The organism is Rhodanobacter sp. Soil_C_14 (genome assembly GCF_057657335.1).
In genome coordinates this window covers 43,581-56,363 of the sequence record NZ_JBDGIQ010000004.1, presented here as the reverse complement: position 1 = coordinate 56,363, position 12,783 = coordinate 43,581, and the positions used below count along the sequence as shown (strand labels likewise).

Below are 12,783 nucleotides of genomic sequence, written 5' to 3'. Positions count from 1 at the left end.
GCGCCGAGCTACAAACCCGCATACGCCACCCATCCCTTGAACGTGAAAGCCGCATAGAACAGCTCATGCCGCTCGAAGCCGGCCTGCTCCAGCAAGTCGACCTCGGCTTCGGGAGAAAGCAGCGGGAGGCGGCGGGCCATCGCTTCGATCGTCGTGGCCATGTTCGCAACCGGCATGCCGTTGGAAGCCATGAAGGCCACGTGCCGCCGTAGCCAGCGCAGCTTTTCGTCCGGTGCATCGGGAACGCTGTGATGGGCCATCACCAGCGGGGCGCCGGGTTTCAACCGGCGCCTCAGCTCGCGCAGCGTGTGCAGGCGTTCCCTGATGGACAGGAAGTGCATGGTCAGCAGGCAAACCGCGCCGTCGAATTCGATGGCCGGAGCCGCATCGATGTAGCCCTCCAGCAACTCCACCCGCGGCGCCAGCGGCCCCAGCGTCTGGACGGCCAATTCCAGCATCGGCGCCGACGGGTCGATGCCGAGCAGGCGCCACTGCGGATGGGCTTCGGCAAAGGCCTTGAGCTCCAGGCCTCCACCGGCGCCCAGCACCAGCACGCGCCCATCGGACGGCACGTGCTCGTGCAGGAGCAGCCCGCTCATCTGGTGGAGCGCATGCAATCCGGGCACCTGGCGCAGCGGCCCGTCCGTGTATCGCGCCACCGCCTGGGGATCGTTGAAAGAAGACATGTGGCCTTCGCCGCTTGACATGGAGGCACTAACGTAACATCGTTTGTTACATGAAACGAGACAGCCGACTTTCCGCCGTACTCCACGCCTTGCTGCACATGGCCGAGCGCGATACGCCGATGACATCCGATGCGCTGGCACAGTGTCTGGGCACGCATCCGGTGGTGGTCCGCCGCACCATGGGCCTGCTGCGGGAGGCTGGCCTGGTCACGGCGGATCGCGGACACGCCGGCGGCTGGCGCATCTCGGCGGATCTCGCCATGGTCACGCTGCGCCAGTTGCATGAAGCGCTGGGCGAACCCGCGCTGTTCGCCGTGGGCAACCGGAACGAACATCCCGAATGCCTCGTCGAGCAGGCGATCAATGCGGCGCTGGACACCGCTTTCGCCGACGCCGAGGCACTGCTGTTGCAGCGGTTCGAGTCGGTCACCCTGGCCGCGCTGGCCGCGGATTTCGCGCGCCGCCATGGCGCCCATCGATCGAGGCACCGGCATGAAGCATGACGTCATCATCATCGGCGGCAGTTACTCGGGCATGGCCGCGGCCCTGCAGCTGCTACGGGCGCGCCGCAGCGTACTCATCATCGACGGCGGCAAGCGGCGCAATCGCAGCGCCAGTCATTCCCACGGATTCCTGGGCCAGGACGGCGTCGATCCCGCCGAGCTGGCCCGTGTCGCCCGCACGCAACTCGAGGCGTATCCCACGCTGACCTGGCTCGACGGCGAAGTCGAGCAGGCGACCGGCGCGATGGACGACTTCCAGGTGGCCTGTGGCGGCACCACGTATTCAGCCAGGCGTTTGCTGCTGGCGATCGGCGTGTCGGATCGGCTGCCCGAGATCCCCGGCCTGGCCGAGCGTTGGGGCAGGAGCATCTTCCACTGCCCGTACTGCCACGGTTATGAACTGGATCAGGGCCGCATCGGCGTCATCGCCACGGGCCCGATGTCGATCCATCAGGCGCAGTTGCTGCCGGAGTGGGGAAGCACCACGTTCTTCCCCAACGGCACGTTCGAACTCGACGAGACTGCCGCGGAAGAACTGGCTCGTCGCGGCGTGACGGTCGAAACGACGCGAATCGAGCGCATCGACGGAGACGCCGACATCGTGCTCACCGACGGACGACGCATCAGCTTCGCCGGCCTGTTCACCGCGCCGCGGAACGAGCCTTCGACACCGATCGCGGTGCGGCTCGGTTGCGAACTGGTCGAGACGCCGATGGGCCTGCAGATATCGACCGGAGAAACCAAGGAGACCACCGTGCCAGGCGTGTTCGCCTGCGGTGACGCCGCGAAGATCCCGCACTCGGTTTCGCTCGCAGTGGGTGACGGCGCCTGGGCTGGTGCGCAGATCCATCGGTCGCTGGTGTGGCCTGGGTCGTAATTAACTTCCGAACCCTGGCCCGCGATTCACGAAGCCGATGCTTCCAGCGCCCGATTGAGTCGCTCCACCAGCGCAGCCTGGATGTGTCCGTTGGACACGCAGACATTGCCGCCATGCACGCCCACCGGGCCACCGGTGACCGAGCTGGCCACGCCGCCGGCTTCGCGCACCAGGATGATGCCCGGCGCCATGTCCCAGGCGCACAGCGAGCGTTCCCAGTACGCGTCCCAGCGTCCGGCCGCGACGTAGGCCATGTCGACCGAGCACGCGCCGGTGCGACGGATGCCGGCGACTTCGCCGGACAGCAGCGCCATCTCGCGGGCGAACACCGGGTGATCGGGCTTGCCGGCGAACGGGATGCCGCAGCCGAGCACGCTGTCGACCAGGCGGTTGCGGGTGGAGACGCGGATCGGTTCGCTGTTGAGCCAGGCACCCTCGCCTTTCGCCGCCACGAACATTTCACGCAACACCGGCAACCAGGTCACGCCGGCCACCACCTCGCCCTCGCGCGCCAGCGCGATGTTGACGCCCCACAGCGGCGTGCCGAACAGGAAATTGGTGGTGCCATCCAGCGGGTCGACGATCCAGCTCTGCGCATCGTCGCTGCCGCCGGTGGTGCCGCCCTCTTCGCCGATGAAGCCGAACGACGGCTGCGCCTTGCCGAGGATTTCGCGGGTGCTGCGCTCGGCTTCCTCGTCGGCGATCGAGACCAGGTCGGCCGGGCCGGACTTGGTGCGCGCCACCAGTTCACCGAGCTGGCCGAAGCGCTGCAGCAAGCCGTCGCCGGCTACCTGGGCGGCCTTGATCATCGCCTTGAGTTCGGGGGAAGCGCGCAACATGGTTTCAGTCCCTGCGTCGTGTGCGCCACAGGCTCAGCGCCAGCAGCATGGAGAGCACCGACGAGCCGATCCAGAACGCGATCGCCGGGCCGAAATTGTAGTGGCGCACGCCATCGACCATGGTCATGCCGTGCTGGATCAGCGTGCCGGACACCTGCTCCTGCACGCCGGCGCCGATATAGCTGCAGATGCCGATCACACCCATCGCCGCGCCGGCCACGCGCTTGGGCGCGATGTCCACCGCGAACAGGCCGCCCAGCGAGGTGACCAGGCCGGTCAGGCCCATGCCGAACAGCACCATCGCGATGATCAGCGACCACAGGTGATTGGGGCCATAGAAGAACAGCAGCAGGCCAGCCAGTTCCAGCAGCGCGAAGATCAGGTTCACCGGCGGGCGATGTGCGTCGAACAGCTTGTCGGAAATGAAGCCGAACGCGATGGCGCCGGCCATGCCGGCCAGGGTGCTGATCATCAGCAAGGTGCCAGCCATGGTCAGCGAGTAACCGTGGATCTCCTGCAGGTACAGCACGCCCCAGGAATTGATCGCGTAGCGCGTCACGTAGGTGGTGGCCGAGGCCAGGCACAGCACCCAGATCGCGGGCATCTTCAGGATCGACAGCTGCAGCTTCAGCACCGAGGCGATCTTCGGCTTCGACGCTTCGCCGAAGTTGTCGTTCTTCCAGTCGTTGACCGCGGGCAGGCCCAGGGTGGGCGGGCGATCCTGCAGCAGCAGGTAGGCGCCGATCGCGGTGACCACGCCGATCATGCCCGGCCCCCAGAAACCGAAGCGCCAGCCGAAGGTGGCCACAGTGGCGCCCACGACGAGAAAGGTCAGGCCTTCGCCGATCGAATGCGCCGTGCTCCAGATGCCGTAGGTGCGCCCGCGCTCGCGGTTGGAAAACCACGCCGTCATCGCCACCACGCCGCCCGGCGCGCCGAAGCTCTGGAACCAGCCGTTGAGCCCCCACAGGATCACCGCCAGCCACACCGTGGTGACGAAGCCCATCGCCAGGTTGCACACCGCGGTGGTGAGGAAGGCGAAGGCCAGGAAGCGCTTCATGTTCGCGTGATCGGCGAGGAAGCCGTTGGTGAGCTTGCCGATCGCGTAGGTATAAAAAAGTGCCGAACCGATCATGCCCAGTTCGGCGGGAGTAAAGATGCCGGCGTCGATGATCGGTTTCTTGACCACCCCGAGCGCCAGGCGGCAGGTGTAGATCAGGCCGTAGCCCAGCGTTATCGCAAGCATCACGCGCAGGCGATGCTTGCGATATTGCCGGTCGATGACGTCCCTGTCGGTGATCTCGGGCTGGTCAGCTCCAGTTGCGAAAAACGCCAGCCATCCACGCGCCATCGGACTCCCCCCTCAGCAGCCGGCGCAGCACGCACCGGCCTCGTTGCAATCAGACTATTTCATATTTGAACAAATTGGAAGAATTATTCCATATACACCGAAACGCCTTGCTTCCCCCGCTGCGCGGAGGAAGGATCGTTCGTGTCACGCCGTCACAAAGTCGGGATCACGAAGCTCTGCTCGATCGCTTCGCCGCCCCGGGGCCAGCGCTGGGTCACCGTCTTGGTGCGGGTGTAGAAGCGCACGCCGTCCATGCCGTACTGGTTGAGGTCGGCGAAGCCCGAGCGCTTCCAGCCGCCGAAGCTGTGGTACGCCACCGGCACCGGGATCGGTACGTTGATGCCGACCATGCCCACCTCGACGCGGTCGGCGAACTCGCGCGCCGCGTCGCCGCTGCGGGTGAAGATGCTGACGCCGTTGCCGTAGGGATGCTGCGACGGCAGCGCCAGCGCTTCCTCGAAGCTGTGCGCACGCACGATCTGCAGCACCGGGCCGAAGATCTCGTCCTGGTAGGTCTTCATCGTGGGCTTCACGTGATCGAACAGCGTGGGCGCCAGGAAGAAGCCGCCTTCGTGGCCGGGCACCTTGAGGCCGCGGCCGTCGACCACCAGCTCCGCGCCCTCGTCCACGCCGAGCTGGATATAGCCCTCGATGCGCGCCTTGTGCGCCGCCGACACCACCGGGCCGTAGTGCGCATCGGGATTGCCGGAGACGCCCACCTGCAGCGCGGCGATCGCCGGCAGCAGTTTCGCGCGCAGCGCCTCGGCGGTCGCCTCGCCCACCGGCACCACCACCGGCAGCGCCATGCAGCGCTCGCCGGCCGAACCGTAGGCGGCGCCCATCAGGTCGGCGACGACCTGGTCGAGATCGGCGTCCGGCAGCACGATGCCGTGGTTCTTGGCGCCGCCCATGCACTGCACGCGCTTGCCGTGCGCCGCGCCGGCCGCGTACACCGATTGCGCCACGTCGGACGAGCCGACGAAGCTGACCGCCTTGATCGTCGGATGCGCTACGATCGCGTCGACGATCTCCTTGTCGCCATGCACCACGTTGAGGATGCCCGGCGGCAGGCCGGCCTCGATCATCAGCTCGGCCAGCCGCACCGGCACCGACGGGTCGCGCTCGGATGGCTTCAGGATGAACGCGTTGCCGGTGGCGATCGCCGGGCCGAACATCCACATCGGGATCATCGCGGGGAAGTTGAACGGCGTGACGCCGGCCACCACGCCCAGCGGCTGCATCGCCGAATAGACGTCTATCCGCGGGCCGGCGCCCTGGGTGTACTCGCCCTTCAGCAGGTGCGGGATGCCACAGGCGAACTCGATCACCTCCAGCCCGCGCAGCACATCGCCGTGCGCATCGGACACCACCTTGCCGTGCTCGCTGGCCAGCAGCTCGGCCAGCTCCTGCTTGTGCACGTTGAGCAGGCGCACGAACTCGAACATCACCCGCGCGCGGCGCTGCGGATTCACCGCGGCCCACGCCGGCTGCGCCTCGGCGGCGTTGCGCACCGCGCGGTCCAGCTCCGCGGCGTTGGCCAGCGACACCTTCGCCTGCACCTGGCCGCTGTTCGGATCGAAGACGTCGCTGTGGCGACCGGAGGTGCCGACGACGGTCTGGCCGCCGATGAAATGTTCGATGTTGCGCATGACTCACTCCTGGATGATGTCTTTCTGGTGGGCGCCGGATGGCCGGCCCGATGACCCGTTCCCCGCGAGGTCTGGATCTTTCGCTTCCCCCGCCGGCAGCGGGGGAAGCTGCCCGGAGGGCTGATGGGGGCGCTTTTTGCGCGATGGCAGATCAAGAGCACGTCCCCATCCGCCTTACGTGCCGCTCCTGCGGCACGCCCTTCGGGCCGGCTTCGCCGTTCGCTTCGGCATCCTGCCTTCTCAGTCGGCACCTTCCCCCGCTGGGCGGGGGAAGGGAGTCTTGCCGCGCTGTTAGCCGGGCGGGCGCCGCGCAATCCAGTCGTGGGCCGGGTCGTTGCGGAAAATCCATTGGCGATGCGGTCCCGCCATCACGTTGAGGTAGTACAGGTCGTAGCCGTGCGCCGTGCCGACCGGGTGGTAGCCGCGCGGCACCATCACCACGTCGCCGTCTTCCACGCAGACGGTTTCGTCGAGCGAGCGGTCATCGGTGTAGACGCGCTGGAAGGCGAAGCCCTGCGGCGGGTTGAGCCGGTGGTAGTAGGTTTCCTCCAGCGCGGATTCCGTGCCTGCCTCGGCGGTGTCGTGCTTGTGCGGCGGGTAGCTGGACCAGTGCCCGCCGGGCGTGATCACTTCCACCACCAGCAGGCTGTCGGCCGGCTCGGTCTGCGGCAGGATGTTGCGCACGTGGCGCGTGTTGGTGCCTGCGCCGCGCACTTCGCGGCTCATCGCGGATTCGGCGATCAGCCGCGGTTCGCCCTGCCCCGTGCCGGGCGCGGTACAGACGGCCAATTCGATCGGGCCACTGGCGACGACCTCATAGGCGACACCCGCGGGCACGTAGACGGCACCGGGCGCGCGATCCTCGAACGGGTTGCTGCGACCACCGACGTGCGCGAAGTGCACTCCGCCCGCATTGACGTCGGCCATGCCGGCAACGATCACCAGGCAGGCCTCGCGGCCGGCTTCGCCGCCGACGAACCGCTCACCGGCCGCCAGTTTCACCAGGCGGAAGCCGACATGTTTCCAGCCGGCGCTGGCCGGAGTCACCTCCAGCACGGTGCCCGTGGCGTCGGGCGCATGGGGGCGGACGCGCAGGCCAGCCATCACTGCAACCCCGCGGCGGCGGCGCGCTCCCGCAGCGTGCCGAGGCCGAGTTGGGCGTAGGTGCGCGGATCGGCCAGGGCCGGGTCCTGCTCGGCCTCGATCACGATCCAGCCGCTGTAACGGATCTTCGCCAGTGCAGCCATCAGCGCCGCGTAATCCAGGCCGCCGTCGCCGGGCACGGTGAACATGCCGGCCAGCACGCCGTCGAGGAAACTCGAACCGGCTGCGCGCAGTTCGTCGAACACCTCGCGGCGCACGTCCTTGCAATGCACGTGGGCGATGCGCGCAGGGTGCTCGGCGATCAGCTGCAACGCGTCGATGCCGCCCAGCGCGGCGTGGCCGGTGTCCAGGGTCAACCCCACCGATGCGCCGGTGTGGCGCAGGAAGGCCTGCAGGTCCGACGCGCGCTCGACCACGGTGCCCAGGTGATGGTGGTAGGCGAAGCGGATGCCCTGCGCCTGGATGTAATCGGCCACCTCGGTCAGGCGCTGGCCGAACACGGTCCACTCGTCCGGGCCGAGTTGCGGCGTGTCCTGCATGGCCTGGTCGCGCTGGCCATGGATCGCGTTGCTGGTTTCGGCGAACACGAACACCGTGCTGCCCATCGCCTTGAGCAGTTCCAGATGCGGCTGCAGCGCCACGATCTCGTCGTGGGCGGACTGCGTCAGCAGCGAGCCGCTGTACCAGCCGCCGATCAGGTCGAGCTGGTAGCGCGCCAGCAGCGGCTTCAGCGCGGTCGCCTGGCGCGGGAACTTACCGCCCAGTTCGACGCCTTCGAAGCCCAGCTCCTGGATGTCATGCAGGATGCTTTCCAGCGGCGTGTCGCCGCCCAGCTCGGGCATGTCGTCGTTGGCCCAGGCGATCGGGCTGACGCCGAAACGGATGCTCATGACAAATCCTTCTTCTGTCGGATGCCCTGCTCGTAGGCACGCCGCGCGGCCTCGACTTCAGGGCGTTCGGAAACTTCCGGGACCGCCACGTCCCACCACCAGCCACCGGCTTCGGTGCTCTTCAGCGGATCGGTGTCGATCACCACCACGTAGCTGCGCGTGGCGGCGCGTGCACGCACCAGCGCGGCTTCCAGTTCGCCCAGCGTCGCGACGTGTTCGGACAGCGCGCCCAGGCTCGCCGCGTGGGCGGCGAAGTCGATCGACGGCAGCACGTCGTGCGCGGCATCGGCCAGCAGGTTGTTGAAGCCGGCGCCGCCGGTGGCGTGCTGCAGGCGGTTGATGCAGCCGTAGCCCCGGTTGTCCAGCAGCACCACGATCAGCTTGCGGCCCAGCATCACCGAGCTGGCCAGTTCGGAATTCATCATCAGGTAGCTGCCGTCGCCGACCATCACCACCACCTCGCGACCGGGCGCCGCCATCTTCACGCCGAGGCCGCCGGCGATCTCGTAGCCCATGCACGAATAGCCGTACTCGACGTGGTAGCCGTCGCTGCGCGCGGTGCGCCACAGCTTGTGCAATTCGCCTGGCAGGCCGCCGGCCGCGCACACCACGATGGCGTTCTCGTCCACGCTGCGCTGCACCGCGCCGATCACCTGGGCATCGCTGGGCAGGACCTGTGCGGCGGCGCCGGCGGTGGCCGCATCGACGGCCGCATTCCACGCCCGCACCTCGCCCGCATCGATGGCGGGCGCGCGCCAGCCGGCCAGCTCCGCGGACAATGCCTGCAGCACCGTGCGTGCATCGCCGAGCACGGCCTGCGCATCGTGCTTGTGCGCATCGAACGGCTGCACGTTGATCTGGAACTTCCGCGCCTGCTCGAACAGGCTGCGCGAGCCGGTGGTGAAATCCGCCAGCCGCGTGCCGATGCCGACGACGAGATCGGCACGCGCGGCCGCCGCGTTCGCCGCGCTCGATCCGGTGACGCCGATCGAGCCGAGCGAGCAGGAATGATTCCACGGCAACGCGCCCTTGCCGGCCTGGGTCTCGGCCACGGCCAGGCCGGTGGCTTCGACCAGGGCGGCCAGCGCCGCTTCGGCACCGCTGTACAGCACGCCGCCACCGGCGATCAGCAGCGGATGCCGCGCCGCCTTCAGCGCGCTCACCAGCGCCGCGAATTCGGCGGCGTCGGCACCGGGCCGGCGCTCGCGCCACAAGCGTCGCGCGAAGAATGCTTCGGGATAGTCGAACGCCTCGGCCTGCACGTCCTGGCAGAACGCGATGGTGGCCGGGCCGCAGCTGGCCGGGTCGAGCATCGTGGCGAGCGCCTTGGGCAGCGCGTCGATGATCTGTTCGGGCCGGGTGATCCGCTCGAAATGGCGCGACACCGGACGGAAACAGTCGTTGGCCGTGACCGTGGCGTCGGCGAAGTCCTCGACCTGCTGCAGCACCGGATCGGGCTGGTGGCTGGCGAACACGTCGCCGGGCAGCAGCAGCACCGGCAGGCGGTTGACGTGGGCCAACGCCGCCGCGGTGACCATGTTGGTGGCGCCCGGGCCGATCGAGCTGGTGCAGACCATCGCGCGGCGGCGACGCATCTGTTTCGCATACGCGATCGCGGCGTGGGCCATGCCCTGCTCGTTGTGCGCGCGCCAGGTGGGAAACGTGTCGCGCACGGCGTGCAGCGCCTCGCCGAAACCGGCCACGTTGCCATGGCCGAAGATCGCCCAGGCGCCGGCGAAGTACGGCACTTCCTCGCCGTCGACGATCACGTATTGCGCCGCCAGCCAGCGCACCGTCGCCTGTGCCGCGGTCAGTCGCACGATGGCCATCTCACACCGCCTCGCTGCGGCAGGCCAGGGCCGCTGCGCGGGCCTCGCGCCACGCCTCGACCAGCACCGCGAAGCGCTCGCAGAGATCGGCGATCGCCGCCTCGTCATCGAAGCTGCCGGACAACCAGCGTGCCGCGGCATCCGCGAAAATCGTGCGCCCCACCGCGAAGCCCTTGACGATGGGACTGGCCGCGGCGCTGCGGAACGAATCGGCGAGCACTTCGCTGGGCGCCTGCAGGCCCAGCAGCAGGACGCCGTGGCAAAGCGGATCGTTGCGTCGAATGGCGCGCTCGATATGGCCCCAGGTGGCGCCGTCGGCGGCCGGTTCGAGTTTCCACCAGTCCGGTTTCATGCCCCGATCATAGAGACACTGGATCGCCCGCGCCGCGGTGTACTGGTCGACCGGTCCATGGCGCGAGGCGATCACTTCCAGCAGCAGCTCGTGGCGGGTCTTGCGGCAGGCGTCCTGCAGGCGCAGCAGCTGGCGTTCCTGCTGTTCGCACAACTCGCGCGGGTCGTCCGGGTGATAGAACACCAGGCACTTCACCACGTGGTTGTACGGCCAGGTGGCCAGCTCGGTGGCCACGTCGGCGGAGCTTTCGAACACCAGCGGGCGCGAACCGGGCAGCTCGATCGGACGGCCGATCCAGTACGGACGATCGGCGGCGGCTTCCAGCGCGCGCATGCCGTAGCGGCCATCCAGCAACACGCCGAAACGGTCGTCGCCACGCGCCAGCCGGTCGACCGCCTGCAATACCAGCGCCTTGAACGCGGGAATGCGGGCCGGGTCCGCCCCGGTCTCGCGGCAGATGTCCTCGAACTGGCTGCGATGATCGACCGCCAGCACGGTGAGGTCCTCGTGCACGCGGGTCCGCGTGGTCGCCCAGTGCAGCTGTTCCAGCGCGGCATCGTCGCGCAGCCGGAACGGTCGTTCGCCGCCACCGAGGAACGCCTGCAGTTCGTCCCAGGTCGGCATCGCGGGCGCGCAGCCGTGGCGCGAGACCACGATGGCGCCGCAGGCGTTGGCGTATTCGCAACACGTCGACAACGGCTCGTCGCGCAGCCAGCCGCGCAGGAAGCCGGCCATGAATGCATCGCCGGCGCCCAGCACGTTGAACACCTCGACCTGGAAACCGCGGCCGACCACGCCGTCGTCGAGGCGGTCGGGGATCGCGGCGGGGAACGCCGAGCAACCCAGCGCGCCGCGCTTGCACACCAGCAACGCGTCGCTGCGCGCGCGGATCGCCCGCAGCGCGGCGATGGTGTCGGTGCTGCCGCCGAGGATGTGGATCTCTTCCTCGGTGCCCACGATCAGGTCGCACAGCGGCAGCACCTGCTGCAGCCGCACGGTGACTTCGGCGTCGGCGACGAAGCGGTTCTCGCCCATGTCCCTGCCGGTCAGCCCCCACAGCACGGGCCGGTAATCGATGTCGAACACCACCCTGGCGCCGGCGGCGCGGGCCAGTTCGCAGGCGTGCACGGAGGCGTCGAACACGTTCGGCCGCGACAGGTGCGTGCCGTTGATCAGCACGGAGCGCGCGGACTGCACCAGCTCCACGTCGATGTCCGAGACGCCCAGCGCCATGTCGGCGCAGTTCTCGCGATAGAAGATCAGCGGGAACGTGTCCGGGTCGCGGATGCCCAGGAAGACCAGCGCGGTGAGCCGCTCGCGGTCGGTGACCAGGCCATCGACGCAGACGCCTTCGCGCCGCAGCTGCTCGTGGATGAAGCGGCCGAAATGGTCGGCGCCCACGCGGGTGACCAGGGCGCTGCGCAAGCCGAGTCGCGAGGCGCCGACGGCGGTGTTGGTCGGACTGCCGCCGATGTACTTCGCGAAAGAGGTCATGTCCTCCAGGCGACCACCGGTCTGCTCGCCGTACAAGTCGATGCAGGATCGTCCGATGGTTACAAGGTCAAGCTGACGCTTTGCCCCTTCCATATGCACTTCTCTCACGGGTCTCCGGCGCCCACCGCTCCGGATGCACGTAATATATATTCTATTTTCTATTTTTTAGCAACAGATGTTTCATTTCTTGGCGGACCTGGAAGACGGCAGCCGCGAACTGTTGCGCCGGGGCGTGCTGCTGGCGAAGGCGTAGGAGATCACCAGCGCCTGGGCCAGGCACATGGAAGCGGACAGCGAGCGGAACTTGCGCACTTCGGCCTCACGCACCTGCAGCACCACGGTGGCGGGCTTGGCCACCGGGCTGACCAGGCTGTCGCTGATCGACAGCACCTTGCAGTGGTTCTCCGCGGCGGCATCGATCATCTGCACCGCCTCTTCCGCATACGGGTGGTAGCTCACCGCGATCAGCAGGTCGCGGCGGGTGATCGCGTGGATCTGCTGGCGGGTCATGCCGCCGATGCTGTCGATGAAGACGGTCTTCTTGTCCACCTGGTGCAGCGAGTAGGCCAGGTAGGCGGCGACCGGGAAGGAACGGCGGAAGCCGGCCACGTAGACGGTGTCTGCCTCCTCGATCAGTTTCACCGCGGCCGCCAGGTTCTTGCGGCCCACCGCGTCGGCGAGGTTGTGCAGGGCCAGCACGTTGCCCTCGACGAATTCGGCCAGCACCTGCACCGGGTCGCCCACCGACTTGCCGTCGACGTTCTGGCTGAACTGCCGCACGCGCTCGCCGTAACCCAGCGCGGCGTTGCCCGACAGCAGGCCGTCACGGAACAGCCGCTGCATCTGGCTGGCGCCCTCGAAGCCGAACGACTTGGCGAAACGCACGATCGCCGACGGCTGCACGCTGCAGCGCTCGGCCAGCACGGCCAGCGTTTCCAGCGCCACCGCGTTGGGTTCGTCGAGCACGTAGCGGGCGATCTGCTGCAGGCGTTTGCTGAGCGATTCGTAGCGATCGAGGATGGCGGAGCGCAGTTCTTCGGCGCTGGCGGGCGGCACGTCCATTTCGACCATGGGGCTTTCCTTCGTGTTTCGCCGGGCTGCACGCGCAACACCGGCCTTTGTTGAAATATGGCGCAACTTTCCAGAAATTCTATTACAATCAAAAACAGAATATCAGTTCTATTTTTTTCGGCAACTCAGCTCGGGGGA

The 12,783-nt window shown here is 67.9% G+C and carries 11 protein-coding genes; 2 read left to right on the top strand and 9 right to left on the bottom strand.

The features are described from left to right. Positions 1 to 8 precede the first annotated feature (8 nt). Positions 9 to 686, bottom strand: a complete 678-nt coding sequence (locus AC3A56_RS10830; RefSeq protein WP_487770335.1) for a class I SAM-dependent methyltransferase — start codon at positions 684 to 686, stop codon at positions 9 to 11. 50 nt (positions 687 to 736) lie between these two features. On the opposite strand from AC3A56_RS10830, the gene AC3A56_RS10825 reads away from it, so the two are divergent. Together AC3A56_RS10825 and AC3A56_RS10820 are read left to right on the top strand one after the other, a co-directional pair. Then, positions 737 to 1,189, top strand: coding sequence for an Rrf2 family transcriptional regulator (locus AC3A56_RS10825; RefSeq protein ID WP_487770334.1), 453 nt, complete (start codon positions 737 to 739; stop codon positions 1,187 to 1,189). Next, positions 1,179 to 2,066, top strand: coding sequence for an NAD(P)/FAD-dependent oxidoreductase (locus AC3A56_RS10820; RefSeq protein ID WP_487770333.1), 888 nt, complete (start codon positions 1,179 to 1,181; stop codon positions 2,064 to 2,066). The genes AC3A56_RS10825 and AC3A56_RS10820 overlap by 11 nt, the downstream gene beginning before the upstream one ends. Before the next feature lie 26 nt (positions 2,067 to 2,092). On the opposite strand, the gene AC3A56_RS10815 is transcribed toward AC3A56_RS10820, so the two are convergent. The 8 genes from AC3A56_RS10815 to AC3A56_RS10780 all read right to left on the bottom strand — a co-directional run bounded on the left by AC3A56_RS10815 (position 2,093) and on the right by AC3A56_RS10780 (position 12,645). Next, positions 2,093 to 2,905 (bottom strand): inositol monophosphatase family protein, encoded by an 813-nt coding sequence (locus AC3A56_RS10815; RefSeq protein ID WP_487770332.1) that lies wholly within the window; start codon positions 2,903 to 2,905, stop codon positions 2,093 to 2,095. 4 nt (positions 2,906 to 2,909) lie between these two features. After that, positions 2,910 to 4,256, bottom strand: coding sequence for an MFS transporter (locus AC3A56_RS10810; protein WP_487770331.1), 1,347 nt, complete (start codon positions 4,254 to 4,256; stop codon positions 2,910 to 2,912). A 152-nt stretch (positions 4,257 to 4,408) separates the two neighbouring features. Next, positions 4,409 to 5,905, bottom strand: a complete 1,497-nt coding sequence (locus AC3A56_RS10805; RefSeq protein ID WP_487770330.1) for a CoA-acylating methylmalonate-semialdehyde dehydrogenase — start codon at positions 5,903 to 5,905, stop codon at positions 4,409 to 4,411. Between the two features lie 291 nt (positions 5,906 to 6,196). Continuing rightward, complete coding sequence (iolB, locus tag AC3A56_RS10800; protein ID WP_487770329.1) at positions 6,197 to 7,009, bottom strand: 5-deoxy-glucuronate isomerase; 813 nt, start codon at positions 7,007 to 7,009, stop codon at positions 6,197 to 6,199. Continuing rightward, a complete protein-coding gene (gene iolE / locus AC3A56_RS10795) occupies positions 7,009 to 7,899 on the bottom strand; it encodes a myo-inosose-2 dehydratase (protein WP_487770328.1) in 891 nt (296 codons plus the stop codon). The genes iolB and iolE overlap by 1 nt, the downstream gene beginning before the upstream one ends. Then, complete coding sequence (iolD, locus tag AC3A56_RS10790) at positions 7,896 to 9,728, bottom strand: 3D-(3,5/4)-trihydroxycyclohexane-1,2-dione acylhydrolase (decyclizing) (protein WP_487770327.1); 1,833 nt, start codon at positions 9,726 to 9,728, stop codon at positions 7,896 to 7,898. The genes iolE and iolD overlap by 4 nt, the downstream gene beginning before the upstream one ends. A gap of 1 nt (position 9,729) precedes the next feature. Continuing rightward, on the bottom strand, positions 9,730 to 11,667 hold the full coding sequence (locus AC3A56_RS10785; protein ID WP_487770326.1) for a bifunctional 5-dehydro-2-deoxygluconokinase/5-dehydro-2-deoxyphosphogluconate aldolase: 1,938 nt from the start codon (positions 11,665 to 11,667) through the stop codon (positions 9,730 to 9,732). 87 nt (positions 11,668 to 11,754) lie between these two features. After that, positions 11,755 to 12,645 (bottom strand): MurR/RpiR family transcriptional regulator, encoded by an 891-nt coding sequence (locus tag AC3A56_RS10780; RefSeq protein WP_056716346.1) that lies wholly within the window; start codon positions 12,643 to 12,645, stop codon positions 11,755 to 11,757. Positions 12,646 to 12,783: the final 138 nt, after the last annotated feature.

Bases quoted from the DNA above. Each gene is read 5' to 3' on its own strand.
- AC3A56_RS10830 (WP_487770335.1), bottom strand. From the start codon at position 686: ATGTCTTCTTTCAACGATCCCCAGGCGGTGGCGCGATACACGGACGGG.
- AC3A56_RS10825 (WP_487770334.1), top strand. From the start codon at position 737: ATGAAACGAGACAGCCGACTTTCCGCCGTACTCCACGCCTTGCTGCAC.
- AC3A56_RS10820 (WP_487770333.1), top strand. From the start codon at position 1,179: ATGAAGCATGACGTCATCATCATCGGCGGCAGTTACTCGGGCATGGCC.
- AC3A56_RS10815 (WP_487770332.1), bottom strand. From the start codon at position 2,905: ATGTTGCGCGCTTCCCCCGAACTCAAGGCGATGATCAAGGCCGCCCAG.
- AC3A56_RS10810 (WP_487770331.1), bottom strand. From the start codon at position 4,256: ATGGCGCGTGGATGGCTGGCGTTTTTCGCAACTGGAGCTGACCAGCCC.
- AC3A56_RS10805 (WP_487770330.1), bottom strand. From the start codon at position 5,905: ATGCGCAACATCGAACATTTCATCGGCGGCCAGACCGTCGTCGGCACC.
- iolB (WP_487770329.1), bottom strand. From the start codon at position 7,009: ATGGCTGGCCTGCGCGTCCGCCCCCATGCGCCCGACGCCACGGGCACC.
- iolE (WP_487770328.1), bottom strand. From the start codon at position 7,899: ATGAGCATCCGTTTCGGCGTCAGCCCGATCGCCTGGGCCAACGACGAC.
- iolD (WP_487770327.1), bottom strand. From the start codon at position 9,728: ATGGCCATCGTGCGACTGACCGCGGCACAGGCGACGGTGCGCTGGCTG.
- AC3A56_RS10785 (WP_487770326.1), bottom strand. From the start codon at position 11,667: ATGGAAGGGGCAAAGCGTCAGCTTGACCTTGTAACCATCGGACGATCC.
- AC3A56_RS10780 (WP_056716346.1), bottom strand. From the start codon at position 12,645: ATGGTCGAAATGGACGTGCCGCCCGCCAGCGCCGAAGAACTGCGCTCC.